A 26,069-nucleotide genomic window follows, 5' to 3' on the forward strand; every position below is an offset into this window, starting at 1 on the left:
GCCTGATCCAGGCATCGCGTCCGTGTCACGGGTCTCGATGCAATGACAGGACATCTCACAGGAGCGGTATTTTAATGGAATATGCCTTCGTTACAGGCGCTACTGGCCTGCTCGGCAATAATGTCGTTCGTGCACTGTTAAAACGAAACATCAAAGTAAAAGCATTGGTTCGTTCCGCAGAGAAAGCCAAGAAGCAGTTCGCCAACCTGCCCGTGGAATGGGTCGAAGGCGACATGCTCAATGTCGATGCCTTCAGCCATGCCCTGCAAGGGTGCGATGCCTTGTTTCATACGGCGGCCTATTTCCGCGACAGTTACAAAGGCGGGAAACACTGGCAAAAACTCTATGACACGAATGTAACCGGCACCGAGCGGTTGTTGCAGGCCGCTTATGCCGCCGGTATCCGTCGTGCTGTCCACACCTCTTCCATCGCCGTGTTGAAAGGCAATAAAGATCAAGTGATCGATGAAACCATGTCTCGCAGTGAACAGGAGGCTGACGATTACTACTTGAGCAAAATATTGTCCGAACAAAAGGTCCAGCAATTCCTGTCGCAGCACCCGGACATGTTCATTGCCATGGTCTTGCCAGGGTGGATGTTCGGCCCGGGGGATATCGGCCCGACCTCTTCAGGCCAGTTCCTGCTCGACTTTGTCGGACAAAAGTTGCCCGGCGTACTTCCCGGAAGCTTTTCCGTCGTCGATGCACGGGATGTGGCCGAACATCAAATCGCGGCCATCACCCGCGGCAGGTCCGGAGAGCGTTACCTCGCCGCCGGCAATCACATGGACATGAAAAGCATTTTCCAGGCACTGTCCAGCGTCAGTGGCGTGAAAGCCCCGGAACGAAAAGTGCCCTTGTTCATGCTGCGAATCATCGCGCTTATCTATGAAGGTTATTACCGGATTACCAAGAAACCGGTACTCATCAGTACTTCCACGGTCAAGCTCATGGCGCAAGAACAAGGCCGTACTCATTTCAGCCACAACAAAAGTTCGAGGGAGTTGGAATGCCAGTTCCGCCCTGTCGCTGAAACCCTGACCGATACCCTGGACTGGTATCGGAACAACAACTACACAGACGCTTAATTGAGACACCTCAGATAAAGCCTGCCTCTGTAGTACTTTTTTGACGCGCCCTATATCCAAGGATTGAAAGAGGTTGGTAAATGAAAAGCCTTTCATATAAAGAAGGTTTTCTGCATCGCTTTGTCGGTTTTTCGGAATCGTTCCCCGAACAAGTTGCTATCCGGCACCTGGACACGGAAGAAGATACCGTCACTTACCGCGAGCTGCGCATCAAGGCCGAAGCCTGCAACGGTACCCTGACGGCACTCGGTGTATTGCCAGGCGATAAAGTAGCGCTGGTACTGCCCAACGGGGTGGCGTTCATCGCTTACTACCTGGCGCTTATCGGGCGGGGTGCCATTCCGGTCATCCTCAACTACAAGTTGACCCCCTTCGAAATGAACAGTGTCGTCAGCCTCGCCAGGCCAACGCTGGTGGTCACGACCGAAGCGTTATGGGGACAACACAGCGAGGTATTCCAGGCGGACAACGGCGTCCAGCACTCCCTGGTGCTGGACGGTGGGAACGAACCGTCATCGCCCCTGCCCGCCAATGCAACGGCCGCCTCTGAACTTCCTCGACAGCTCGAACCCTTGTCGTTACCCGACGGCAATCCGATCGTCTCGGTGCAGTTCACCTATCGTGGTATCGGCAGGCCCCTGGCTGTCTCTCACCGCTACCTCGACCTGACGCAATCGAGCGATGGGCTGCACGAGCACTTTCACCTGCAGGGCGTCGGCTCCGTGCACCTGGTGACCCTGCCGCTGTATGCCATTTTCGGCCTGTCGGTAATGATGGTCTTTCCATTGAGCGTGGGCGCCACTTTGCTCATGACCAACACCCTGCTCAATCGCGACCTGGCCGAAGTCTTGTCCGAGCATCAGGTCACCTTTGCCTGCCTGGTGCCCGATGTCATTCGCTATTTCAATACGCGCCTGGCCAAACGCAAAGGCGCGCCGTTGCCGCTGCACCCGCAACTGATGATCTATTCCGGCGGCAGCCACCTGCCGGCCGATGAAGCCGAAAAACTGGGCAAGCTGCTGGGTTGCAGTCCCGTGCTGCAAGGCTATGGCCTGACCGAAAGCATGCCGGTCATTGTCCAGAGCTCGATCGGCGAGGTCCACCGCGGCGCCATGGGCCAGCCGATCAACGGCGTGGAACTGCGCGTCGTCAATGCCGAGGGCCAGGACGTGGCACCCGGGCGCATCGGCGAATTGCTGATCCGCGGCGCGATGGTGATCGACGGCTACAACGATGCCGAGGAGAGCAATGCCCGGTTCTTCCGAGATGGCTGGTTCCACAGCGGTGACCTGGTCTGGCGGGACGACGATGGGCATGTGTTTTTCTTTTGCCAACGCCTGCGAATCTCGAAGATCAAGGCGCAGATGGTCGACCTGGTGGAAATCGAATCCATCGCCCTCAAACACCCCGATGTGCTGCGGGCCAGGGCCTACATCGTCCCGGACCACAAGGAAGTCAACGTGCTGCACCTGTGCGTCGAAGGGACCGGCGAGCTGACCCAGAACGCACTTTCCACCCTGCTTTCGCGCTACCTGTCGGGCTTCAAGCTGCCCAAGACCATCGAGATCATCTCGCTCAAGGAAGAGGCACATGCACGCTAACAGCACCCAACCGGTACTGGCCGTTTTCGACTTCGACGGCACATTGACCGACCGCCACACGTTCTGGCGCTACATGCGCTTTATCGTGGGCACCCGTTCGTTCTGGCTCAGGATCATTCCCCTGCTGCCCAAGATGCTCAGCGTGATCCTGGGCATCACGCCGCTGATGCAAGCGCGCCTGGCCTTCATCGCCTGTTACCTGGGCGGGCTGTCGGTGGAGCAAGAACGCGAACACGCCAAGTACTTCATCAGCGAACAGCTCCCGCGCTGGCTCAGGCCCGAGGCGTTGCGGCGTCTGCAATGGCATCAATCCATGGGGCACATCACCGCCCTGGTCAGCAACTCGCCGGAAAACTACCTGATTCCCTGGGGCCGAGCCGCGGGGTTCGACTATGTGTGCGGCACCCGCCTGGCCACGGCAAAGAACAAACTGACTGGTGGGATATCCGGTACCAACTGTGTAGAGCGAGAGAAAGTCACGCGGCTAAAAGGCTGCCTGAGCAACCTTGATGATTTTTACATTTATGCCTACGGCGACTCATCAGGCGACGATGCCCTGCTCGGCATTGCCAACTCTCCCTTCTACAGAAACTGGTACTGACCGATGAACACTCTGAGTACGTTGGCCCCCACGCATTTCAAGCGCCCTGGCAGCGCCCCGAGCGTCATGATCGTCGGCGCCGGCCCCGTTGGCCTGTCCCTGGCAATCATGTTGAAAAAATGGGGCGTGGCGTTTCGCATCTTTGAAAAGAACGCCGGCCCTTCGACGGCGACCAAGGCGATGGCGATCCACTCCCGGACCCTGGAAATCTTCAGAGACCTGGGCGTTGCCGAGCAAGCCATCAACGACGGCTTCACGATCAACCAATTCTCCGTGCAGTCGAATGCCAAGCGGGTCCTGAACTACAACTTTTCCTATCTGGACGCAACCTATCCCCTGCTCCTGAGCCTGCCACAGCCGCAAACCGAGAAGATTCTCCTGGAGCGGCTCAAGGAACTGGGCGCAGAGGTGGAGTGGAACACCGAACTGGTGGACATCGAAAACCTGCCAGGTTCGGTGCGCATGACGCTCAAGCATGCCGACGGCACCGACGAAACCTTCACCAGTCGCTGGGTGGCCGCCTGTGACGGGGCTCGCAGCAACATCAGAAAACGCCTGGACATGACCTTCGAAGGTTCGTCCTACGACCGCTTCTTCATGCTGGCCGATGCCGATATCCAGTGGTCCGGGAGCAAGGATGAGGGTGCGTTCTTCCTGGGTGCGCAGGACGGTTATGTGGCCGTCGCACCGATCAGTGCCCAGTCCCGTTATCGGCTGTTCATCGAAATGCCCTACAACCTGCCCCCCGAAGGCGAGCGCCCGTCCTTGAGCCTGGAGAATTTCCAACGCCTGTGCGAAGGACGCGGGCAAAAGATGACGCTGTCCAACATCTCATCGACCACCATCGCCTCGTTCCAGCATCGCCGCGTGCAAACGATGCAACAGGGCTCGGTGTTCCTGCTGGGGGACTCGGCGCACATCGGCAGCCCCATCGGTGGCCAGTGGATGAACCTGGGGGTTTCCGAGGCCTATAACCTGGCCTGGAAAATCGCTTATATCGATCAAGGCCTGGCGGCCCCGTCCTTGCTCGACAGCTACAACGAAGAGCGTTATCCGGTTGCCTTGGAAGTCGAGAACACCGCACACCGCCTGACACGGCTGATTACCGTCCGGCGGCGCGCCCTGGTCTGGCTGCGCGACCATGTCCTGCCGCTGTTGAGCAACCGGAAAAAGGTCCAGCGCAGGTTGCCGTCGATGATTTCCGGTCATCAGTATCACTATGACAAGAGTGACTACATCCAAGAATCGCTGACGAAGAAGCAGCGCAAAAACTGGAACAAAAAAGGGAAAAAACCCGAGTTCCAGACCGCCGCGCCCCGCGCCGGGCAACTGGCGCCGGATGTCGAGTTGTGGCAACTGCAAGGGATGCCCACGAAACGCTTGATCGACCTGTTTCATGGAACGTTCACGCTGTTGATCTTCAGCGCGACCGATCAGTTTTCGCCGTTATTGCCGGGCTATTACGCGCTGGCCGAGTCGGTGGAAAAGGACTACCCAGGCATCAAGGCCTATTGCGTGATCGACGCCCTGAGCAGCGCCGGGCTACCGGCCTGGCACTCGACACTGTTGGACCCCGATTGGCGGCTGCACAAGCGCTATCACGCCAAGGAAGGCACGTTGATGCTGATTCGTCCTGACGGCTACATCGCTTTCCAGGGCGCGGATGCCATGACCCTGGTGACGTATCTGAGCGTAAGGTCCGGGTTGCTCAAGGGCGCCAGAAAAACACTGACTTGCGAGATCGGCGCAATGGAACTCCAACTTTAAGTCGCTCCATGGCTACTGCCAGTTTGCTGCATTGATATAAACACGGCCCAGTCCTGGGCCGCGATTTCTGATCTTTCTTCTGTATAGAAATATCCACCGACTTTGGTTAGGAGAACCTTATGCGCATGCAACTTAACGATGTGGTGCAGGAATTCATCGTGTCCAACGGAAGAATAGCCCACAGCTATTTCTCTCTGTCCGAAAAGATCATTGAATCATTGTGCGAATCCAATATCGCCAAAGAAGCGATATTGCTGCGGGTGTTGGAACAGGCCGAATCCGTTACTGCCCACTATTTCAATGCTCATCAACAAGTTCTCGAGGGCGTCTATGCCCATGGGATCGAAACTTCCGTCGGCCACAATGTTGCGGTGCTGGAGCCTGTTCACTCGAGCCCGACAATACTGGCCCCGGTGCCCGCCGCCGAAACCGTCGAACAACTCACCGCACTCAGCTACGGGCAATGGTTGCGCAGCGAAATCAGCACGGTCACCGGGTTCCAGGCGCAACAGATCGACTTCGATCAAAGTTTCGAAAGCCTGGGGATCGATTCGCTGGGGCTGGTGGATATTTTCGAATCCCTGGGCCAGCATTTCCCGGACAAGAAAGCACTCACCTCGCAGCTCTTCGATGCCCCGACCCCGACCGCCTTGCTGGCACGGCTCGAAGCCGACCCGCAGGTACCGGCGTTAGATGTCCAGGGCTGGGTACTCGACCAATTGGCGGCGATCACCGGCTTTACGGTCGAGCAGATCGACCCGACACAAAGCTATGAAAGCCTGGGCCTGGATTCGCTGGTGCAGCTGGATTTCCTCGAGTCGGTAGTCGCCTTGTGGCCACAGCTCAAGGCTTACAGTTCCGAGCTGGCCAATGCCAAGTTCCCGCAGGCAACCATCGCCCTGATTCAAGCGGCCCTCGCCGATCCCCAGCCACAGGCGGCGCCTTCCCCAGCCGCGACAAACACTCAAGGGCAAGAAGAAAACCTGTTGCTCAGCGCCCTGTCGCCACTGATCCCGGACGCAGCGCAGGCGATCGATATCCAGACACCTTTCGCCCAGTTGGGTCTCAACGGCTTTGCCCGGGAGACACTCTGCCAATCCATGGCGCAGCAGTGCTCGGCCAGCGAATTTGCCGGTGAAGCGCTGATGTCCCGTCGCACGCCCCAGGATGCCTTGTCGCTGCTGGCCAGGCTGAGCTGAGCTCAGCAGCAACAGGAATGGAATCCGGGTGACCGAACAGGTCACCCAGCATTTTGGTGATCAGGAGACAGGGTATGAGTGGCGCAGTAACGGCAGCGGGCGATTTTTGCTTCAGCGCGATGGCGGGCGAGTTTCCGGGGGCACCGTCAACGGAGGCGCTCTGGCAGGTGCTCGCCCAAGGGCAGGTCGCACCGATGGAATCGATGTCGACACGCTGGGAAGTGGACAAGGCGTCGATCTATTCAACCAAGGCCGGCGAGAAGGATCGCACGTACCTGGACAGCGCTTTTTGCCTGACCGACGACGCCTCGATCCCGTCACGGCACGAAGGACGGCAGGTCGCCATCGGCAAGAAAGTGCTTCAGACGCTGTTGACCCAACTCGCCGCACAAGGCTCGCCACTGGGTGGCGAACGCACGGCGCTGGTAGTCGCTACGTCTTGGAGCGACGAGAGCTATTTCGTCACCGGCATGTCCGGAAAAACCGCTGCGCCGACGGGTTTTACACCGGGTGAACAAGTGGCGGCACTGGCCGCGACCTTTGCCTTGGGTGGCCCGGCGTTATCGGTGGACACGGCCTGCAGTTCGTTCCCTTATGCCCTGGATATGGCCCAGGCGCTGGTCAACAGTGGCCAGGCAGCCAGTGCGATTGTCATGGCCCTCAACACCGTGCTGCCTCCGGCGCTGTTCCTGGGGTTCTCGCAGTTGACGGCGTTTTCCGCGCGAGCGCGGATGGAAGCCTTCGGCCAGGACGCCGACGGCATTGTGCCGGGCGAATGTGCGGTCGCGTTTCTGGTCGAACCCGTCGCCCAGGCCCTGACGGCGCGGCGTCGGCCCCTGGGTGTCTTGCGCGCCTTGGGCATGTCCGCCGACGGCGCCGAGGGCTCGGTGTTCGCCCCCGGCAAACAGGCCCAGTACTCGGCTTACCAACGTGCCTATCGCGGCCTCGATCCAAGGGACGTGGACTACATCGAGACTCACGGCACCGGTACACCGCTGGGGGATGCGACGGAGTTGGCCTCGTTGAACAGCTTCTTCGCCCCCCATCGCCCGGACGACCGGAAAATCACCATCGGTTCGATCAAGTCGGTCATCGGCCATCCCCTGGCCGCCGCTGGCGGTGCGTCGCTCGCCAAGGCCTTGATGATACTGCGCCACAAAAGCATTCCACCGCAGCCCGGCTACCGCCCCAGCACCAAGGTCGACGACACCTGCCTGCGACTCGCCACCCAGCAGGTACAGCCTTTGGAAGCGCGTCCGTCGGCGATCCGGATTGGCATCTCCAGCTTTGGTTTTGGCGGTGCCAACGCGCACCTGGTGGTGGACGAGTACCTGCCCGAAGACCACCCTGGCGCAGCCCCCGCAACCACCTCCGGCGTGCTGATGCTGGACCTTGCCATTGTCGAGGCTGAAGCAGCGCTGGGCAGTCACCGCTCGTTGCAAGCATTCCAGCAGCAGCTCGACCAACCCGCCGCACCCTCGGTCGTGTTTCCTTATGGGCGCTTCGTTGATTACACCCCGGCTCCCGGTCAGCCTTTGGTGGGCAAATTCCTCGCCCAGGACCACGTCATCGATATCGACGGCTTCGGCATGGGGCCCAAGCCGCTGGCCCATGTCGATCCGTTCAAACTGTTGATCACCGATCGCGTCAATCACTTGCTGCGGCGCTTGCCGGGCGTGGCCGGTTCGCCCGGCACCGCGATGGTCATGTGCTGCAACATGGGCGGCGAACGCTTCAGCAACGCCTATAGCAGCGCCCACAACTTCTATTCCCGAGCGCAAGGTGCGGCGCCGGGCGTCGAGGTGACCGACGTGGCAACCATGTTGCCAAACATGCTGTCCGGCTACCCGGCGCAGATTTTTGACTTCAAGGGTTTCCATCAAACCCTGGTCGGCACGGCGGGCCTGTTCTGGCAAACCTTACTGGCCTCGCCGCAATGGCTCGACAACGGCATCACCACGCTCCTGCTCGGCGCCGGGCGTTTTGTCAGTGGTGAAATCGAGGTCGAGCGCGCTCGGTGCAGCGCGACCCAGCAAGGTGAAGGCCTGGGGTTGATCGCGCTGCGTCGCTATCAACCCCAGGCCACCGACAAACCCTTGCTGGTGATCCGCGCCGCGGTCCTCGCCCATGCGGCGGGCTCGCTGGAAGAGGCTTGCCGGTTGTTGGGCAAAGCGCCCGGCCACTGTCCGAACGTTGAAGTCTGCGAGTTGCAGCCCGTTGCGACGCCTGCCAGCGGATCGCTGCAGGAAATCACCGGTTTCCTCGCTGAAGCCAGTGGCATCGAAACCCTGCTGGCGGTGATGTTGCGGGGCGCGACCCATACCGTGATTGAAGTGCGCGAGGCCGGCAAGGTGGTGATGTGGCTGTTTACCGAGCAGCTTCGCCAGTGGAGCCCGGCCACCGTCGAGGTCGGCTCGCCCATCAAGCATCCGTTCATGTTGCGCTTTGCCCATTCGTCATCCCACGAACTGCAGCAGGTCATCACGCCTGTCAGCCTGGTCCGCGAGCCGCAGAACGATGGCGTCGACGTGCAGCAGCTCAGCGACATGCTCACCAGCACCCTGCTCTCCGGGCTGCGGGTACGGGTGCGCGCCATGGAAAGCCTGTTCGCCCTGCACCGTGGCGATACCGCCCAGCGCCCGGCGCACTGGCAGCGCAGCGCCGAACACAGCGTGATCACCAACGCCCAGCGCACCCCTCAGTCGCTGCACGCCCAACTCGTGGTGAATGAAGCGCACCCGTACTTCTTCGATCATCCCCTGGATCACATCCCGGGCATCTTGCTGCTGGAGGGCGTGCTGCAACTGCTCGAACTGGCCATGCCGCCTCTGAGCGGGCGGGTCGCCTACATCAATACCCTGACGATCAAGTTCCAGCACTACGTCCAGAAGCAGGGCACGGTCGATCTGCACGTCGAACAAGGCGAAGCCCCCCAGGTGTTCAATGCGAAGGTCATGCAAGCCGGAAAAGTGATGTGCACCTGCGTCCTCGCAATGGCCTACAGCTCGGCATTCGAGACCTCGCCGGCCGGCGAATTCAGCGCCACGCCCTGCCGCGACAAGGCCCTGTTGCACAAGGCCCGGGCGGAAAACGTCATCGTCAGTGACATGAGCGGCGTCGCCCAGGGCCTGAGCGTGGACACCGTGAAACTGCCGCCGGAACACTTCTTCCAGACAGGCGATCCCCAGCACTACTCGATGGTGTATTTCCTCGAAGTGGCTCGCCAGTGCTACATGCAGATCGCCCACAGCCACCTGCGGATCCCACTCAATACCCCGATGAACCTGCTGGCCTTGAGCTTCACCCTGGATCGGCCCATCCCCAGGAACAGCCCGCTGTCATTGGCGCCGCAAGCCGGTTTCGATGCGTCGCTCCAGGCCTTCAAGACCAATCGCATCTACATCGACCTGTTCAATCGGGGCGAAAAAATCGGTCAAGCCAGCATTACCGCCCAGGTGCTGAGTCAATCGGCACCGGCGGCCTGAGCATTGATGGAGCTGCCCACCCAGCATGACCGTGTCCCCCACAACCAAGGTGTCGCCATGAACGATGTCAACGTGCAAGTCATAGTCAAATCGCCCCCTTCTGAAATCTGGAAGCTCTGGAGCAATTTTCCCGAAGCGCCGCTCTGGGATACCGACGTCCGCCAGTGTCAACTCGACGGTCCGTTCCAGGCGGGAACCCGCGGCCAATGTGTTCTCAAGAATGGCTTGACGATGCCTCTGAAACTGGAAGCCGTGAGTCCGCACGAAAGTTATCGCAACAGCGCCCGGCTGCTCTGGATCGACCTCGAATTCGATCATCGGATGCGCAGGCTCTCTGCCGGTGAAACCCATGTCATCCATAGCGCGAAGATCTCGGGGCCGTTGAGTTTCCTGTACCGCGGGCTGCTGCGCAAAGCCCTGACCGAGGCAATGACCATCGCACTGGACAACCTGTGCAGGCTGGCTGAACAACGGGCCATTGGCGCATCGGCGCGCGGGAAAACCGCGACGCCCTTGCACCTCGTATGAACGTCTTTGCCTACTTATCGATAACAGCAACATTTCGGATCTAGCATGAACCTACAGAACAACCCCCGGTATCTCGTCATGGGCATCATTGGCCTGGGTTTTACCGCCCCAGCGTCGAGTTTCGCCGACACACTCGGCCCCTATGTCAGTGGCATGGGCGGCGTGAACTGGGTCGCTGAGCAGGACCTTAACCAGAACGACCTTGACTTCGTCGAAATGGAATTCAACCAACCGGTGCATTCCGGCTTCGCCACCGGCCTGGCACTGGGCTGGCGATTCCCGGTCGGGCTAAGGCCTGAAGTGGAACTGAGCTACCGCCGCAACACCCTGACCCAGTTCAATCACCGGGTCTACGAAGGTGGCGGCAGCATCGACGGCAAAGGCGAAGAGGAAGCCACCAGCCTCATGGCCAACCTCTGGTATGACGTCACGAATCTGCCTGCCCCCTTGAGCCGGTTCACCCCGTATGTGGGCGGTGGCCTGGGCTACGCCGTGCTGACCATCACCGGCCTGGAAGCCGGCGGCGTCGAGTTCGGCGACACCCATCGCGACACCGTCTCGGCCTGGCAACTCGGCGCCGGGGTCGCTTACGAGCTCAGCGAACATTGGTCCATGTCCCTGGATTATCGCTACTTCAAGACCGGCGAAGCGCACTTCGGCGATATCCAGGGCTTGCCCCAGGGCGATGTGCAAACGGAGTACAACGCCCAGTCCCTGATGCTTGGTTTGCGGTACTGGTTGTAAGCGGCAGATGGAGCGGCGCCTTGCCTTATTCGCAGGGCGTCCGGTCGTGGGATCTTCGACCGTAGAGACCTTTCAAGCGCCGTGATCCGTATCCAAGGACAGCCTCAAGGGGATCGCTCAGCCACTGCCTGACATATAGTGACCTTGCTCCTGCCATCGCGCTCAGCGATTACCGGACCAGTACCCCAAACTGGAAAATTTTGAGAGGATGCATGCCCAGATCGCCATGGAATAAAGGCCTTCCCATCCCATCCCATGGCAGCCCAACATGTACATCCCTCTCTTCCAAAGCTTACGGGCACGCTTCGCCATCGTCGTGGCGCTGGTGGTGCTGCTCCTCAGTTGCATCTTCGGCACCGTCATCGGCGAGTCCTCCATTTCGCGGCTCAAGGAGCAAACCGGGCTGCAACTGAGCGAATATGCCTACTCGATGATCGATCGCCTTGATCGCGACATGAGTAACCGGTCAAAAGCGCTCACGGTCCTGAGCAAGCTGGAAACCCTGCGCAACACTGCGAACCCCGGCGAAGCACGCGCCCTGCTCGACCACCTTAGCCAGCAATTCCCGAACTATTCCTGGATCGGCCTCACCGATGCCCACGGCAAAGTCGTCGCATCGACCAACGGGGTGCTCGCAGGCGCCGACATCTCGCAACGGCCGGTCTTTGCCAGCGCGCGGGAAAAGACGTTCATTGGCGATGTCCACGAAGCCGTCCTGCTGGCCAAGCTGCTGCCGAATCCTTCCGGGGAAGCGATGAAATTCGTCGATATCAGCATGCCAATCAAGGACGTCGCCGGGAATCTCACGGGGGTGCTCGCGGCGCATCTTTCCTGGGAATGGGCTGCGGAAGTTGGCCGATCGCTTTTCGAACCCTTGCAGGAGCGCCTGCCTGGCCTGGAGTTTCTGGTCATCAGCAAGGACGGCACCCTCTTGCTGGGCCCCAAGGACATGATCGGCAAGCCCGCCGGTGTCGCGCTCGACGGGCGCGGACAAAGCTGGTCGGTCGAGCGCTGGCCGGACGGCAAGCTCTATCTGGCAGGGGCGGCGCAAAGTGCCGGCGTCGACGACTATCCCGGCCTGGGGTGGACCGTGGTGACACGCCAGCCTGCCGAGATCGCCTTTGCGGCAGCACGTGAGATGCGCAATGAAATACTCATCTGGGGCGGCCTGCTGTCCATCCTGTTCGCGATCATCGGATGGATCATGGCAGGTATTCTCACCGGTCCGGTGAACGTCATCGCCGAAGCCGCCGCGCGCCTTTCCGAAGGCGCCGATGTGGGGATTCCCTTGCTCAAGGGGACGCGCGAAGTCGAAACGCTGAGTGTTGCGATCCGGCACCTCGTTGACAGCCTCACCCGAAAAAGGGGTCAGTTGGCGGTGGTCGAGGGTATCGCCTACCGCGATGTCGTCACCGGCCTGCCGAATCGGGCAGCCTTGGAAAAGTACATCGAGGCGGTACGCAGCGAGGTCGAGGTACAGCCTGGCTTCGGCGTGCTGTGCCTGGATCTCGACGGGTTCAAACCCATCAACGATTGCTTCGGCCATGCCGTTGGCGATGCATTGCTCCAGGAGGTCGGCCTCCGGCTCCTGGGCGCTGTGCGCGATGGCGACATCGCTGTCCGCCACGGCGGGGATGAATTCGTCTTGCTGCTGCGCCTGCGTACCGGAGAATCCTTGTCCAGCATGCAGGGTGCCGCCCAGCGCATCATCGCCAAACTGGCCGAGCCGGTCGTGCTGGCCGGGGAGTCGATCACGGTCGGCTGCAGCATCGGCGGGACGCTGTGGACCGACGGCGAGTTTGCCGATGCGTTGGCCCAGGCCGATGAAGCACTCTACCGGGCCAAGCGTGCGGGCAAGTCCCAGGCGAAATTCCATGACACCTCGCATACCGAGGTTGCACATGCCGGATCGAAGGTCTGAGGCGCTTAGCGCAAGGTCTGAAGCGCCTCGCGCCCGGCAAAACGAGCAGCGGCCACCGCCCTGTTGGGAACGTTCAGCGCGCGGATCAACGAAGAGACATGAATGCGCACGGTGAAGGGAGAAATCTCAAGCGCCGCGGCGATTTCCTTGTTGGTCTTGCCTTCGGCAATCAATTGCCAGACCTCTCGCTGCCGTGACGTGAGCTTGCTCATGTCATCATCGGGACCGAGTGGCAGCGGGCCCGAAGGCTCGTACTTGACCAGCACTTCGCCACGGCGAATATCGGCGATGGCCTGGCCGACCTGGTCGGGGGAAAGGCTCTTGCCGACAAACCCGTCTACACCGGTGGCCATGACACGGCCAATGACATCGCTGTCATCCAGGGTCGAAACCACAATCACCACAGTGTGCGTGAGTGCCTGGCGCAACTGCGCGAGCTCGTTGATGGAACCCAGGCCGGGAAGACGTATTTCAAGAATCAGCGTATCGAGAGGTTGTCCATTCGTTGCCAGTGTCCGTACTTCCTCCAGGCTTCCTGCTTGTTCGATCATTGCGTCAGGTATCAGGCGCTCCAACAACACCATCATCCCCTCTCGGAACAGCGGATGCTCATCTGCCACGATCATCCGGCAAATCTTCCGATCCGAGACGCGTCTCTCATCGCGTCCCATACTGCATCTTGACGACTTCACTGATTCTCTGGGGGACGCCATTGGCCGCAGGCGTGACGGATCGGATCGACTGACCACGATAAGGTCCGTCCGCGGGAAACCAATTCTGGACAACGACAACCTGTTTCGGCTGCTCGGCCGAAACCGGGCCCGTGGAGATTTCATTGGTGAACTTGCAGGTATCAAACGTCCCCAGGGCCGTCTTGATCGTTTCACGCCCGTTATAAGTCAGCTTCTCGACGACATCGAACTCGACCGTTCCCCCGGCGCTCACCGCTTTGTTTTTGTAGCTGACGGTGACGGTCTGCCCAGGTTGCAGATCAATCGGTGTGGAAGCGGGAGGCTGGTAGGTGGTGGTCATCAACGATGCCCCGGCACCATGGCGATCACCGTAACGAACCAGCCGACCATCCTTGATCTCGGCGAAGGTCGTCGTCAGGAAAAACGGCGCATTGTTCAGGAACGACGTGTGCACCGAAGCTACCGGATTGGCGCCGGCAAACGCCTCGCGTCCGAGCGTCTCGGTTTTACCGCGACTGGTGGCTGGCGACAGGTTGTCCCGGCTTTCATACTCCACCACCGTCCCGGCCTGGAAATCCGCCTCGTTGGTGCAAGCCGCGGAGGATGTCTCACTGGCAGTGGAAGCCGACGCACCGGCAATAAAAGAACCCCAGCCACTGGCGACAAGGGCCGAGACGGCGAATGCCGTTGCAAGGCGCTTGCGATAAGCCGGGCAGATGCTGGACTTTCTGGCAGGTGTGCTTTTCAAAAAACAGATCCTTGTTCAAATAGGCTCGTTGCGACCGATCGAAAACCCGATAGCGCTCATAGGTTAGGGTCGAGTGCCGACCGGCGCTATAGCGCAAGTGTGCTATAGGCTTTGCCCTCGTTCTGGATGGGGGTGATGATCGAGACTACCGATACGCGCCGGACCATGACGTCATAAAGCCACCACTTTTGATCGAACCTGGACGCGCTTCATTCTTCAACCTTGAAACCGTATCAGAGGCTCGTATGACCGAATCACTGGAGCGTTTTGTCCAGGCGCAAGCGGCAACCTATGACCGCGCTTTACTCGAGCTACGGCACGGTCGTAAGGAAGGCCACTGGATGTGGTTCATCTTTCCCCAATTACGCGGCCTGGGTGTCAGCGAGAACGCCACCTACTACGGCCTGCGCGACCTGGAAGAGGCGCGCGACTATTTGCATCACCCGCTTCTGGGACCACGACTCGAGCGCGCAACCCGCGCCGTCCTGGACTCGGAAGTCACGGTAGAGAAACTCCTGGGGACACTCGACGCCATGAAATTCGCGTCCTGCATGACGCTGTTCGCAGCGGCCGCGGGCGAGCATTCGGCGTATGCCCAGGCGCTGAGTGGTGGCGTGAGTGTCGACTCGAGGACACTGGAGTTACTTAAGGAGCGCGAGAGAAAAAATGCCTGATTCCGAAACATGGACGTTGTGGCACAGGTGGCCGTGGCCTCAGGATTGGATCGTCGGGAGTTCCACTTGAAGGGTTTTACACCATCTGGAGGAACTCCCGGTTTGGTGGTCACACGACAGCACCTCAGCCACAAACCCGCACCGCTCAAGGACCTTCCTTGAGCCGATGTTGTGCTCATAGACATAAGCCACCAGTTGCGTAAGCCCCCAACGCATCCGCGCCGCCTCGATCAGATGTTTCAGGGCCTGCGTTGCCAGCCCTTGCCCGCAAGCGCGTTGATCAATGCGGTAGCCCACCTCGGCGCAACCGCGTGGTGAATGGATGCCTTTCAAATTCGCCCGCCCCACTATTCTCCCGCTGGCGTCTTCGATCACAAACGGGTGCCAGACGCCCACGGCGAAATCGGCCAGATAGCCTTCAATGTGATCGGTGACGCCCGTCCATGAATAAAACGCTGGGTCGCGTGCGTCGATCTGCGACTCGAACCATTCACGGTTATGGACTTCGAAGTCCAGCAGCGCTTGCACATCGGTCATTTGCAGCTCGCGAATTCTGAAGGGTTTCACTGATTGTTTCTCCTGGGCCGTGAAGCGCAATCGTAAGGTCGAGTGATCGTTCATGGCGAGGTTTTCTACTAGGGCGGTTTTGTCCTGGGGGCCCCCGGGCTCTGTAGGAGCTGGCGAAGCCTGCGATCTTTTGATCTTTCGCTTGAGACTCAAGTGTCTGGGGAAAGATCGCAGCCTCGCTCCGCTCGACAGCTCCTACCCCGCGTGCCAGCGGGAACAGGCGCCTTATCACGAAGTTATTTGATGGGGCCCTAAACGAAAAATGCCCCGTATCTTTCGATACGGAGCATTTCTTCAAGGCTTCCCGCGGATTGCCAGGTAGTCACGCGACGGTGAATCTCCTGGTTCAATCGCCTGCAGAATCCAGAGCGATTCTGCAGTTCCTATCGGGGGAGCCAGGGTGGAACCGGCCTGGAGTCCGTCAGGCGTTCTGGTTCCAGGGACGGTCTCCATGCTCGTCCTTGATGCGCGTCGGCAGACCCATCACATCCAGCGCCTCGAGGAATGCCTCGGCAGGCAGCTCTTCGACGTTGACCATGCGCTGCACGTCCCACTCGCCACGGGCCACCAACAAGGCCGCGGCCACGGTTGGCACGCCGGCGGTATAGGAAATGCCCTGGCTGTCGGTTTCGGCGTAGGCGTCCTCGTGGTCGGCCACGTTGTAGATGAACATCTCGCGCGGCTGGCCATCCTTGACGCCCTTGACCAGGTCACCGATGCAGGTCTTGCCGGTATAGCCCGGGGCCAGCGAGCTCGGGTCAGGCAGCACGGCCTTGACCACTTTCAGCGGTACGACTTCCAGGCCTTCGGCGGTCTTGACCGGTTGCTCGGAAAGCAGGCCGAGGTTCTTGAGGACGGTGAACACATTGATGTAGTGCTCGCCGAAGCTCATCCAGAAACGCACGTTGGGCACGTCGAGGTTCTTCGACAGCGAGTGCACTTCGTCATGACCGGTCAGGTACAGGTTCTGCAAGCCAACCACTGGCAAGTCGTCGGTACGCTTGACCTCGAACATGGTGTTGCTGGTCCACTGGCTGTCCTGCCAGCTCCACACCTGTCCGGTGAACTCACGGAAATTGATTTCCGGGTCGAAATTGGTGGAGAAATATTTACCATGGGAGCCAGCATTGACGTCGAGAATGTCGATCGAATCAATGCGGTCGAAATGCTGTTGTTGCGCCAGTGCCGCATAGGCATTGACCACACCCGGGTCGAAGCCCACGCCGAGAATGGCAGTAATGTTCTTCTCCTGGCACTCCTGGAGATGCTTCCACTCGTAGTTGCCGTACCAGGGCGGCGTCTCGCAGACCTTGCCCGGTTCTTCGTGGATGGCGGTGTCCAGGTAGGCCACGCCGGTATCGATGCAGGCACGCAGCACCGACATGTTGAGGAAAGCAGAGCCGACGTTGATGACGATCTGCGACTCGGTTTCGCGAATCAGCGCCTTGGTCGCTTCGACATCCATAGCGTTCAGTGCAAAGGCCTTGATGTCGGCGGGTTGCTTGAGGCTACCCTTGGCCTTGACGCTGTCGATGATGGCCTGGCATTTGGAGATGTTGCGCGACGCGATAGCAATACGACCGAGCTCGTCGTTGTGCTGCGCGCACTTGTGGGCCACCACCTTGGCGACACCTCCTGCACCAATGATAAGTACGTTCTTCTTCAATTTCTTTATTTCTCCTTCCGCCAGCTCAAGAGAGGCTGGACAAGTAGTCGTCGTAAACAAACTCGCGAACCATCTCGACGCTGCCGTCGAGTTGCTTCACAACGATGGACGGCATTTTAAGGCCGTTGAACCAGTTTTTCTTGACCATGGTGTAACCTGCTGCGTCGATGAACGACAGCCGATCGCCGATCGCCAGCGGACGATCGAATTGGTACTCGCCAAAGATGTCTCCAGCCAGGCAGGATTTGCCGCACACCATGTAGGTGTGTTCGCCCTCGCTCGGTGCCAGCTTGGCGTCCAGGCGATAGATCAGCAGATCGAGCATGTGTGCCTCGATGGAACTGTCCACCACGGCCAGATGCTTGCCGTTGTAGAGCGTGTCGAGCACGGTGACTTCCAGCGACGCGCTCTGGGTGATCGCGGCCTCGCCCGGTTCCAGGTAGACCTGCACGCCATACTTCTGCGAGAAGGCCTTGAGCCGTGCGCAAAAGGCGTCCAGGGCGTAGCCCTCGCCGGTGAAATGGATGCCGCCACCGAGGCTGACCCACTCGACCTTATGCAATAGATGACCGAAACGCTCCTCGATCGTGCCCAGCATCTGGTCGAACAAACCGAAATCGCCGTTCTCGCAGTTGTTGTGGAACATGAACCCGGAGATATGCTCGATGACCTGTTCGATTTTCACCGGATCCCATTCGCCCAGGCGGCTGAACGGTCGCGCCGGGTCGGCCAGCAGGTAATCGGAGCTGCTCACTTGCGGGTTGACCCGCAGGCCGCGGACCTTGCCGGCCGACGCCTCGGTGTAGCGCTGCAACTGGCCGATGGAGTTGAAGATGATCTTGTCGCAGTTGGCGAGCATCTCCTCGATCTCATCGTCGGCCCAGGCCACGCTGTAGGCGTGGGTCTCGCCCGCGAATTTCTGCCGGCCGAGCTTGAGTTCGTAGAGCGACGACGACGTGGTGCCGTCCATGTACTGCTGCATCAGGTCGAACACCGACCAGGTGGCGAAGCACTTGAGCGCCAGCAAGGCCTTGGCCCCGGACTGCTCACGCACATAGGCGATCTTCTGCATGTTCGCCAGCAGCTTTTGTTTGTCGATGAGGTAGTACGGCGTTTTGATCATTTTCGAGGCCTCCGGGCAAGGCGAGCCAAAAAAGGATGCGCATTGTGCCTTCACTGACTGCAGATCGAAAGAGCGAAAAGCCCCGTTCGCGCAATCATCCTGATCCAGATCGACGCTTTGCGATCACCGGACATACCGGCCGCCCAGGCGAGGAAATGCTGAATCTGGCAAAGGAGGATAACCAAAGGGCGCTGACGCTCGACCTTGAGCCGTCGCGGATAACCGGCCTTGCACAACAGGCCATCAGTGTCAGTGTTTGTGCATCAGGTCATGAAGGACACCAAACCTCAGGCCCGCTTCGCAAACGATCATGTCTGTAATGCCAAAGACCTTGAACGCCGCCAGCATGATCGCCAGGCCACCGGGCAGGATACCCAGGCGATGGCTCTGCAAGCCGGCCAATCTGAGGCGGTCGACATGGCCGACTTCCAGCAGCCGCAACGACAGGCGCAACAACCCGCTGTAGGTAATGCCGCCTTGTCCAACGTCATTGAGACCATTGGCCTTGAGCACTTTGGCCAACATCCGCGCCGTACCGGAAGAGCCGATCACCTGCTGCCAGCCCTGCGCGCGATAACGCGCCGCCATCGCTTCAAACTGCAGGACGGCCACGCGTTCAGCCTCCAGCAGCGCTTGAGCGGTGATGCGTCCGCCTGCAAAGTAACGCGCGCCGAAGGTACCGCTGCCGATGGCAATGCTTTCCGTCAACAGCGGCTGGGCGCCCTGCCCCAGAATCAGTTCGGTCGAGCCACCGCCGATGTCCACCACCAGTCGCGTCCGCTCGACACCGGGCACCGCATGGGCGACACCGGCATACACCAGCCGGGCTTCTTCATGCCCGGACAGCACGTCGATCCGAAACCCCAGGTGCCGCTCGGCACTGGCCAGGAACAATTGGGCATTGGCCGCTTCGCGCACGGCACTGGTCGCCACCGCCCGCACCCTTCCGGCTTCAAAGCCACGCAGCTTTTTGCCAAATCGGGCCAGGGCCTGCCAGCCTCGATCCAGCGCCAGTTCGTCCAGGGCCCCGGCTTGCAGGCCCTCGGCCAATCGGACCGGCTCGCGCAGGGTTTTCACTTCCTGGATCACCCGTTGTCGATTGCGCTTGACCGACTGGCCAATCATCAGGCGAAAGGCGTTGGAGCCCAGGTCAATGGCCGCGAACAGGGGGGCGTCGCCTTTCATAGCGGTGTTCCTTGATTCATCAGCCAGCAGGCATAAGCGCTGCGGGCATCCCACGATGGTTTGCGAAGATCCTGCCATGGGTTCGATGACACCTGGATGACACCCCTTGAGCCCCGCCTGGAAACAAACGCGCGTCGGCGAAATTTCCAGCGGCTCCTGTGTACTCGTGCGTTATTGATAAGCCCTGATTGCCCGAATCACTGTTTTAGCCGAGGACAGCGCATGAAGCACAGATGGCGGTCACTACTATGTAACAAATTGCAACTAGCGTGGATGGCGCCTCCACGACCGAGTTTTCCATCATGCTTTCAACCCAGGACACCTTGGTACAGCGCATCCACCGCGAACTGCTTGATCACAGCGACGAAGAACTGGAGCTGGAGCTATCCGAAGACGGGCATGACCTGAACGCCTTGTTCGATGAACACGCCCCGGATAACAGCGAGAAGGAATCCGACGCCTGTATTTCAGCGAACTGTTCCGCCTTCAGGGCGAACTGGTGAAGCTGCAAAGTTGGGTGGTCAAGACCGGGCACAAGGTCGTGATCCTGTTCGAAGGGCGCGACGCCGCCGGCAAGGGTGGCGTGATCAAGCGCATTACCCAGCGGCTCAATCCCCGGGTGTGTCGCGTCGCTGCCCTGCCCGCCCCCAACGACCGTGAACGGACTCAATGGTACTTCCAGCGCTATGTTTCGCACCTGCCGGCGGCGGGTGAAATCGTGCTGTTCGACCGCAGTTGGTACAACCGCGCCGGGGTCGAGCAAGTCATGGGATTCTGCACCGACGAACAGTACGAAGAGTTCTTCCGTACCGTGCCGGAATTCGAACGGATGCTCGCCCGCTCCGGCATCCAGTTGATCAAGTACTGGTTCTCCATTTCCGACCAGGAACAACACCTGCGCTTCCTCAGCCGCATCCATGACCCGCTCAAGCAATGGAAGCTCAGCCCCATGGACCTGGAGTCCCGTCGGCGCTGGGAGGCCTATACCAAGGCCAAGGAAATCATGCTCGAACGCACCCACATCGCCGAAGCTCCCTGGTGGGTGGTGCAGGCCGACGACAAGAAAAAGGCCCGGCTCAACTGCATCCATCACCTGCTTGGGCAAATGCCCTATGAAGAGGTGGAGCTGCCGACCATCGAACTGCCGCAGCGGGTACGCCAGGAAGACTACTCCCGCAGTCCGACGCCACCGGAGCTCATCGTGCCCCAGGTCTACTGAGACCCGCCAGGCAGGGACGCCCGGCACCGAGCCCCCACTTCCACCGCTCACTGAGCCGGATTTCATCATGACGAACCAGACCCTGACCATGGACTCCTCGAGTGCCATCGCCCCCAGCTCGAGACCGCAACTCAACCGCAAGCCAAGCGTGCTCACCCTGGTGGTGTTTTTCGCGGTACTGGGCAGCGGCCTGCTGTTTACCGCTTACAGCCTGATGCACGACATGAACGAACTCGGCACCGTGGTGACCACTTGGACGCCGTTCCTGCTGTTGGGGGTGGCGCTGGTGATTGCCCTTGGCTTCGAATTCGTCAACGGTTTCCACGACACCGCCAACGCCGTGGCCACCGTCATCTACACCAACTCCATGGCGCCGAACGTCGCCGTGGCCTGGTCGGGCTTCTTCAACTTCCTCGGGGTGCTGCTCGCCAGCGGCGCGGTGGCCTTCGGTATCATCGCCTTGCTGCCGGTTGAACTGATCCTGCAAGTCGGTTCCTCCGCCGGCTTCGCCATGATCTTCGCCCTGCTGATCGCCGCCATCCTCTGGAACCTGGGCACCTGGTGGCTGGGCTTGCCGGCGTCGTCGTCCCACACCCTGATCGGCTCGATCATTGGCGTGGGCGTCGCCAATGCCTTGATGCACGGGCGCGACGGCACCAGCGGCGTGGACTGGGCCCAGGCGACCAAGATCGGCTATGCATTGCTGCTCTCGCCACTGGTGGGCTTCGGCTGCGCGGCGTTGTTGTTGCTGGCGCTGCGGGCCTTCGTCAAGAATCGCTCGCTGTACAAGGCGCCGGAAGGCAACACTCCGCCGCCCTGGTGGATTCGCGGCATGCTGATCCTGACCTGCACCGGTGTGTCATTCGCCCACGGTTCCAATGACGGCCAGAAAGGCATGGGCCTGATCATGCTGATCCTGGTCGGCACCCTGCCGATGGCGTATGCGCTGAACCGCACCATGCCCGCCGATCAAGCCCTGCAATTCGCCGCTGTGGCGCAAGTCACCCAGCAAGCCCTGGTGAAGCACTCGCCGCTACCGGCCCCGACAGACCCGCGAGCGATCCTTACCACCTACGTTGGCAGCAAGGAAGCGACGCCTCAATTGGTGCCGGCCCTGGCCGCCATGACCGGCAGCATCGGCGCCGAGGTCAAGGGCTACGGTTCGCTGGCCAAGGTGCCGGCCGAAGCCGTGGGCAACGTGCGCAACGACATGTACCTGACCAGCGAAACCATTCGCCTGATGGACAAGAACAAGGTCGGTAACTTCGATGCCGACACCAGCGCCCAGCTGCAATTGTTCAAACAGCAGATCGACACCTCCACGCGCTTCATTCCTCTGTGGGTGAAAATCGCCGTGGCCATCGCCCTCGGCCTGGGCACCATGGTCGGCTGGAAACGCATCGTGGTGACAGTGGGTGAAAAAATCGGCAAGACCCACCTGACCTACGCCCAAGGCGCCTCGGCCGAAACCGTCGCCATGCTCACCATCGGTGCCGCCGACATGTTCGGCTTGCCGGTGTCAACGACCCACGTGCTCTCCTCCGGCGTGGCCGGCAGCATGGTCGCCAACGGCTCTGGCCTGCAGATGCGCACCATCCGCAACCTGTTGATGGCCTGGGTACTGACGCTGCCTGCCGCCATCCTGCTGTCCGGTAGCCTCTACTGGTTGTTCACCAAGCTGTTCTGACCTGCTGTTCGCCGAGGCCTCACCTGACAGAGGCCTCGGTTCTCCCGTCCACCACAGCCCCCCCGTGGGAGCGAGCTTGCTCGCGATAGCGGAGGATCAGTGGCAAGGTTCGTGACTGACACGCCGCTATCGCGAGCAAGCTCGCTCCCACAGGGGATTGGGTGAGTTCACAACCAGAAACGGTTAACATCCCTCTCCTTCGTCTACCCTCACAGAACGGCGTACCGCCCTCCATGTGGGCGTGATGCTTCGACATTCCTTGCCTTTCTTACCGGAGATCTTCCATGCTCAAGCCGTCCCTGGCGTTGGCCGCTGGTGTTGCCCTGTCGTTTTGCAGCTGGCTGGCGCAGGCCGCCGACACCCTGAAAGTCAGCGCGATTCCCGATGAGGCTCCCACCGAGCTGCTGCGCAAGTTCAAGCCGCTGGGGGCTTACCTGGAACAGCAAACCGGCATGAAGGTCGAGTTCGTCCCCGTGAGCGACTACCCGGCCGTGGTCGAGGCACTGGCCACCGACCGGATCGACATGGCATGGCTGGGGGGCTTCACCTTCGTCCAGGCGCGCCTGAAAACCGGCAACGCCATCCCGCTGGTCCAGCGCGAACAGGACGCCCAGTTCACCAGCAAATTCATCACCGCCGACCCGACCGTCAAATCCCTGGCCGACCTCAAGGGCAAGACGTTCGCCTTCGGTTCGGTATCGTCGACATCCGGCAGTCTCATGCCGCGCTACTTCATGCTCCAGGACGGTATCAAGCCAGAGAGCTACTTCAGTCGTGTCGGCTATTCGGGCGCCCACGACGCCACCGTCGCCTGGGTCCAGGCCGGCAAAGTGGATGCCGGGGTACTGAACGCCAGCGTCTGGGAAAAACTGGTGGCAGCCGGCAAGGTCGACACGACCAAGGTCAAGGTCTTCGCCACCACCCCAGCCTACTTCGACTACAACTGGACAGTGCGCGGAACCCTCGACCCCGCGTTGGCAGCCAAGATCAAGGCCGCCTTCCTGGCCCTCGACCCGGCCAATCCGAAGGACAAGGAAATCCTCGACCTGCAAGCCGCCAGCCGCTTCATCGAAACCAAGCCTGAGAACTACAAGGGCATCGAGGAAGCCGCACGCGCCGCCGAACTGCTCAAATGACCCTGCAACTGACCCAGGTCAGCGTTACCCATGCCAACGGCGTCCAGGCGCTGCGTGGCGTGGACTTGCACATCGGCGCGAACGAACAGGTCGCCATCATCGGCCCGTCCGGCGCGGGGAAATCCAGCTTGCTCAATGTACTGGCCACCGCCCTGCAACCGGGTAGCGGCGACACGCAAATATTGGGCGAACGCGCCTGGCAATTGTCTGCCCGCCAGCGCCAGCGCCTACGGGCGCGCATTGGCCTGGTCCATCAAACGCCGCCGCTCCCGCCGCGCCAACGAGTGGTCACCGCCGTGCTGGCCGGCAAGCTGGGACAATGGGGTATTGGCAAGAGCCTACTGAACCTGCTGCACCCGCTGGATGTGCCGGGTGCGCGAGCGGCACTGGCCAGGCTGGACCTGGGCGACAAATTGTTCGCCCAATGCCAGCAACTGTCCGGCGGACAACTGCAGCGCGTGGGCATTGCCCGTGTGCTGTACCAGGCGCCCGAGGTATTGTTGGCCGATGAACCGGTTTCGGCGATGGATCCGGTACTGGCCGGGCATACGCTGTCGGTGCTCTGCCGTCATGCCCGGGAGCACAACGTCACCCTGGTCGCCAGCCTGCATGCGGTGGAGCTGGCCCTCGAACACTTTTCCAGGATCATCGGCCTGCGTGACGGACAGGTTCTCTTCGACCTGCCGGCTAGCGCCATCGACCGTACGTTGCTCGACAAGCTCTACGCCAACGAACAGTTGCAGTCGTCTTCGCCGCTGCCTTTGCCGTCCCTGAGCGTGCAGATACCCCGATGCTGACACGCGATACCCGAGATCCCGCCAGCCGACCGCGCCTGCTGCTCAGCCTGCTTGCCCTTGTCCTGTTGTGGCCGGGCATCCGCTACAGCGAACTGGACCTGCGAGTGCTGCTGGCGAGTGACAGTCAAAGCGAGATGGGCCGATTCGTGTCAGCCTTCTGGCCGCCGGCCCATGGCGAGGAATTCCTTGAGTTGCTCTGGCAGGCCATCCTGCAAACCCTGGCCATCGCAACGGCCGGCATGGCCCTGGCGTTGCTGCTGGCGGTGCCCGCCAGCCTGTTGGCCAGCCGCGCCCTGTCGCTGTCGGCAGCCTCCCGAGGCGGTCACCCCGGCCCCTGGGGTCAATGGCTGCGCTGGCCGGTTCGTGGCCTGCTGATCTTCCTGCGCAGCGTCCCGGAAATCGTCTGGGCCCTGCTCTTCGTGCGCGCGGTCGGCCTCGGCCCGACGGCGGGCGTATTGGCCATCGCCATTACCTACAGCGGCATGCTGGGCAAGGTCTACGCGGAAATCTACGAGTCGGTGGACCAGCGCCCGGCCCACGCGCTGTTGCGGTCAGGCAGCGGTCGGCTCGCCGCCTTCTGCTACGGGATCCTGCCCAATGTCGCCGCGGAACTGTTGTCGTACACGGTGTATCGCTGGGAATGTGCGATCCGCGCCTCGGTGGTGATGGGCTTCGTCGGTGCCGGAGGGCTGGGTCAGCAAATGGACCTGTCGTTGCGAATGTTCGCCGGTGGCGAAGTGGCCAGCCTGCTATTGACGTTCCTGGCACTGGTGCTGCTTGCCGATCAACTCAGCCGCCTGCTGCGCTGGAGGCTGGCATGAATCGTCTGATCAACACGGTCATGGTCCTGTGCATCGTCGCGGCGGTCGTCGCCTCGTTCGTCTATCTGGGCATCGACCTGGGCGAGCTCGGTGACAGCGGCAATCTGCAGCGGATGGGGGCTTATGCGCAGCGCTTTCTCAGCCCGGACCTGAGCCCGAGCCACTTGAAGGCGATCGGTCACGGCGCTTTGGAAACCCTTGCCATGTCAGCCCTGGGCACGCTACTGGCGGCGGTACTCGGCCTGCTGTTGGCCTTGCCCGCGGCCGGACGCTTCGGCTGGCCAATGCAGAGTGCCTCGCGCCTGATACTCAATGCCTTGCGCGCGGTTCCGGAGCTGGTCTGGGCCGCACTGATGGTCCTGGCCGCCGGGCTCGGTCCCAATGCCGGCACCTTGGCGCTCGCCCTGCACACCACCGGCGTACTCGGTCGCTTGTTCGCCGAGGCGTTGGAAAATACCCCTTCCGAACCGGCCGACGCCATCCGTTTGCAAGGCGGCAACGCAGTATTGGCGTTCTGCTACGGGACACTGCCCAACCTGATGCCGCAACTGCTGGCCTACGTCCTGTATCGCTGGGAAAACAACATCCGTATGGCCAGCGTGCTCGGCTTTGTCGGTGCCGGAGGGCTTGGGCAAATGCTCTATGTCAGCCTCAGCCTGTTCCAGGAGGCCCAGGCCAGCACGGTCATCCTGGCGATGCTGCTATTGGTGCTCGCCGTCGATACCTTGAGCGGCTGGAGTCGCCAGCGCTGGGTCAAGGCTTGAATGGCACGGGCGCGCTCAATATTCTGGGCAACCTGCGCGAACACCCGGCCGCCCAC

At 60.8% G+C, this 26,069-nt stretch carries 21 protein-coding genes and 1 pseudogene; 16 read left to right on the forward strand and 6 right to left on the reverse strand.

Annotated elements, in window-relative coordinates; translation table 11 throughout:
* Positions 1-74: 74 nt before the first annotated feature.
* The 9 genes from AB7M32_RS21330 to AB7M32_RS21370 all read left to right on the forward strand — a co-directional run bounded on the left by AB7M32_RS21330 (position 75) and on the right by AB7M32_RS21370 (position 12,934).
* Entirely contained in the window at positions 75-1,088 is a 1,014-nt protein-coding gene (locus AB7M32_RS21330; RefSeq protein WP_454251263.1) for an SDR family oxidoreductase, read from the forward strand.
* A gap of 80 nt (positions 1,089-1,168) precedes the next feature.
* Complete coding sequence (locus AB7M32_RS21335; protein ID WP_454251264.1) at positions 1,169-2,689, forward strand: class I adenylate-forming enzyme family protein; 1,521 nt, start codon at positions 1,169-1,171, stop codon at positions 2,687-2,689.
* The gene (locus AB7M32_RS21340; RefSeq protein ID WP_454251265.1) at positions 2,679-3,290 is read left to right on the forward strand and encodes an HAD-IB family hydrolase; all 612 of its coding nucleotides are present in this window, start codon (positions 2,679-2,681) and stop codon (positions 3,288-3,290) included. Before AB7M32_RS21335 ends, AB7M32_RS21340 begins: the two co-directional genes overlap by 11 nt.
* A 3-nt stretch (positions 3,291-3,293) precedes the next feature.
* Positions 3,294-5,057, forward strand: a complete 1,764-nt coding sequence (locus AB7M32_RS21345; protein ID WP_454251266.1) for an FAD-dependent monooxygenase — start codon at positions 3,294-3,296, stop codon at positions 5,055-5,057.
* 119 nt (positions 5,058-5,176) lie between these two features.
* Positions 5,177-6,256: a phosphopantetheine-binding protein gene (locus AB7M32_RS21350; RefSeq protein WP_454251267.1), complete on the forward strand. Its 1,080-nt coding sequence runs from the start codon at positions 5,177-5,179 to the stop codon at positions 6,254-6,256.
* A 74-nt stretch (positions 6,257-6,330) separates the two neighbouring features.
* Entirely contained in the window at positions 6,331-9,741 is a 3,411-nt protein-coding gene (locus AB7M32_RS21355; RefSeq protein ID WP_454251268.1) for a beta-ketoacyl synthase N-terminal-like domain-containing protein, read from the forward strand.
* A 57-nt stretch (positions 9,742-9,798) separates the two neighbouring features.
* Positions 9,799-10,269: an SRPBCC family protein gene (locus AB7M32_RS21360; protein WP_454251269.1), complete on the forward strand. Its 471-nt coding sequence runs from the start codon at positions 9,799-9,801 to the stop codon at positions 10,267-10,269.
* A 45-nt stretch (positions 10,270-10,314) separates the two neighbouring features.
* Entirely contained in the window at positions 10,315-11,013 is a 699-nt protein-coding gene (locus AB7M32_RS21365; RefSeq protein ID WP_454251270.1) for an outer membrane protein, read from the forward strand.
* Between the two features lie 268 nt (positions 11,014-11,281).
* Positions 11,282-12,934 (forward strand): sensor domain-containing diguanylate cyclase, encoded by a 1,653-nt coding sequence (locus AB7M32_RS21370; protein WP_454251271.1) that lies wholly within the window; start codon positions 11,282-11,284, stop codon positions 12,932-12,934.
* A 5-nt stretch (positions 12,935-12,939) separates the two neighbouring features.
* Here AB7M32_RS21370 and AB7M32_RS21375 read toward each other — a convergent pair whose 3' ends face one another.
* Together AB7M32_RS21375 and AB7M32_RS21380 are read right to left on the reverse strand one after the other, a co-directional pair.
* Positions 12,940-13,560 (reverse strand): LuxR C-terminal-related transcriptional regulator, encoded by a 621-nt coding sequence (locus tag AB7M32_RS21375; RefSeq protein WP_454251272.1) that lies wholly within the window; start codon positions 13,558-13,560, stop codon positions 12,940-12,942.
* A gap of 31 nt (positions 13,561-13,591) precedes the next feature.
* Positions 13,592-14,374, reverse strand: coding sequence for a hypothetical protein (locus tag AB7M32_RS21380; RefSeq protein ID WP_454251273.1), 783 nt, complete (start codon positions 14,372-14,374; stop codon positions 13,592-13,594).
* A 245-nt stretch (positions 14,375-14,619) separates the two neighbouring features.
* Between AB7M32_RS21380 and AB7M32_RS21385 the strand changes: the two genes are divergently transcribed.
* Positions 14,620-15,048: a DUF1810 domain-containing protein gene (locus tag AB7M32_RS21385; RefSeq protein ID WP_072404830.1), complete on the forward strand. Its 429-nt coding sequence runs from the start codon at positions 14,620-14,622 to the stop codon at positions 15,046-15,048.
* Positions 15,049-15,087: 39 nt separating this feature from the next.
* Here AB7M32_RS21385 and AB7M32_RS21390 read toward each other — a convergent pair whose 3' ends face one another.
* The 4 genes from AB7M32_RS21390 to AB7M32_RS21405 all read right to left on the reverse strand — a co-directional run bounded on the left by AB7M32_RS21390 (position 15,088) and on the right by AB7M32_RS21405 (position 19,589).
* Positions 15,088-15,615 carry a GNAT family N-acetyltransferase gene (locus AB7M32_RS21390; protein WP_454252184.1) on the reverse strand — a complete coding sequence of 176 codons (528 nt, stop codon included), beginning with the start codon at positions 15,613-15,615 and terminating at the stop codon, positions 15,088-15,090.
* 421 nt (positions 15,616-16,036) lie between these two features.
* Entirely contained in the window at positions 16,037-17,281 is a 1,245-nt protein-coding gene (locus AB7M32_RS21395; protein WP_454251274.1) for a saccharopine dehydrogenase family protein, read from the reverse strand.
* Between the two features lie 25 nt (positions 17,282-17,306).
* Positions 17,307-18,404, reverse strand: a complete 1,098-nt coding sequence (locus AB7M32_RS21400; protein ID WP_454251275.1) for a carboxynorspermidine decarboxylase — start codon at positions 18,402-18,404, stop codon at positions 17,307-17,309.
* Between the two features lie 249 nt (positions 18,405-18,653).
* A complete protein-coding gene (locus AB7M32_RS21405) occupies positions 18,654-19,589 on the reverse strand; it encodes a Ppx/GppA phosphatase family protein (RefSeq protein WP_454251276.1) in 936 nt (311 codons plus the stop codon).
* Between the two features lie 302 nt (positions 19,590-19,891).
* On the opposite strand from AB7M32_RS21405, the pseudogene ppk2 reads away from it, so the two are divergent.
* The 6 genes and pseudogenes from ppk2 (at position 19,892) to phnE (ending at position 26,013) form a co-directional block, all read left to right on the forward strand.
* Positions 19,892-20,808 (forward strand): annotated as a pseudogene (ppk2, locus tag AB7M32_RS21410) (polyphosphate kinase 2).
* A 67-nt stretch (positions 20,809-20,875) separates the two neighbouring features.
* Complete coding sequence (locus AB7M32_RS21415) at positions 20,876-22,495, forward strand: inorganic phosphate transporter (protein ID WP_072404838.1); 1,620 nt, start codon at positions 20,876-20,878, stop codon at positions 22,493-22,495.
* Between the two features lie 284 nt (positions 22,496-22,779).
* The gene (locus tag AB7M32_RS21420) at positions 22,780-23,631 is read left to right on the forward strand and encodes a putative selenate ABC transporter substrate-binding protein (protein WP_060741774.1); all 852 of its coding nucleotides are present in this window, start codon (positions 22,780-22,782) and stop codon (positions 23,629-23,631) included.
* Positions 23,628-24,428 (forward strand): phosphonate ABC transporter ATP-binding protein, encoded by an 801-nt coding sequence (locus tag AB7M32_RS21425; protein WP_454251277.1) that lies wholly within the window; start codon positions 23,628-23,630, stop codon positions 24,426-24,428. Before AB7M32_RS21420 ends, AB7M32_RS21425 begins: the two co-directional genes overlap by 4 nt.
* On the forward strand, positions 24,422-25,249 hold the full coding sequence (locus AB7M32_RS21430; protein WP_454251278.1) for a PhnE/PtxC family ABC transporter permease: 828 nt from the start codon (positions 24,422-24,424) through the stop codon (positions 25,247-25,249). The genes AB7M32_RS21425 and AB7M32_RS21430 overlap by 7 nt, the downstream gene beginning before the upstream one ends.
* Positions 25,246-26,013, forward strand: coding sequence for a phosphonate ABC transporter, permease protein PhnE (gene phnE / locus AB7M32_RS21435; RefSeq protein ID WP_454251279.1), 768 nt, complete (start codon positions 25,246-25,248; stop codon positions 26,011-26,013). Before AB7M32_RS21430 ends, phnE begins: the two co-directional genes overlap by 4 nt.
* Positions 26,014-26,069: the final 56 nt, after the last annotated feature.

The sequence above is a fragment of the Pseudomonas sp. R151218B TE3479 genome (assembly GCF_053629195.1).

Coding starts and splice junctions, on each gene's coding strand:
- AB7M32_RS21330 (WP_454251263.1), top strand. CDS start 75: ATGGAATATGCCTTCGTTACAGGCGCTACTGGCCTGCTCGGCAATAAT.
- AB7M32_RS21335 (WP_454251264.1), top strand. CDS start 1,169: ATGAAAAGCCTTTCATATAAAGAAGGTTTTCTGCATCGCTTTGTCGGT.
- AB7M32_RS21340 (WP_454251265.1), top strand. CDS start 2,679: ATGCACGCTAACAGCACCCAACCGGTACTGGCCGTTTTCGACTTCGAC.
- AB7M32_RS21345 (WP_454251266.1), top strand. CDS start 3,294: ATGAACACTCTGAGTACGTTGGCCCCCACGCATTTCAAGCGCCCTGGC.
- AB7M32_RS21350 (WP_454251267.1), top strand. CDS start 5,177: ATGCGCATGCAACTTAACGATGTGGTGCAGGAATTCATCGTGTCCAAC.
- AB7M32_RS21355 (WP_454251268.1), top strand. CDS start 6,331: ATGAGTGGCGCAGTAACGGCAGCGGGCGATTTTTGCTTCAGCGCGATG.
- AB7M32_RS21360 (WP_454251269.1), top strand. CDS start 9,799: ATGAACGATGTCAACGTGCAAGTCATAGTCAAATCGCCCCCTTCTGAA.
- AB7M32_RS21365 (WP_454251270.1), top strand. CDS start 10,315: ATGAACCTACAGAACAACCCCCGGTATCTCGTCATGGGCATCATTGGC.
- AB7M32_RS21370 (WP_454251271.1), top strand. CDS start 11,282: ATGTACATCCCTCTCTTCCAAAGCTTACGGGCACGCTTCGCCATCGTC.
- AB7M32_RS21375 (WP_454251272.1), bottom strand. CDS start 13,560: ATGATCGTGGCAGATGAGCATCCGCTGTTCCGAGAGGGGATGATGGTG.
- AB7M32_RS21385 (WP_072404830.1), top strand. CDS start 14,620: ATGACCGAATCACTGGAGCGTTTTGTCCAGGCGCAAGCGGCAACCTAT.
- AB7M32_RS21400 (WP_454251275.1), bottom strand. CDS start 18,404: ATGATCAAAACGCCGTACTACCTCATCGACAAACAAAAGCTGCTGGCG.
- AB7M32_RS21405 (WP_454251276.1), bottom strand. CDS start 19,589: ATGAAAGGCGACGCCCCCCTGTTCGCGGCCATTGACCTGGGCTCCAAC.
- AB7M32_RS21415 (WP_072404838.1), top strand. CDS start 20,876: ATGACGAACCAGACCCTGACCATGGACTCCTCGAGTGCCATCGCCCCC.
- AB7M32_RS21420 (WP_060741774.1), top strand. CDS start 22,780: ATGCTCAAGCCGTCCCTGGCGTTGGCCGCTGGTGTTGCCCTGTCGTTT.
- AB7M32_RS21425 (WP_454251277.1), top strand. CDS start 23,628: ATGACCCTGCAACTGACCCAGGTCAGCGTTACCCATGCCAACGGCGTC.
- AB7M32_RS21430 (WP_454251278.1), top strand. CDS start 24,422: ATGCTGACACGCGATACCCGAGATCCCGCCAGCCGACCGCGCCTGCTG.
- phnE (WP_454251279.1), top strand. CDS start 25,246: ATGAATCGTCTGATCAACACGGTCATGGTCCTGTGCATCGTCGCGGCG.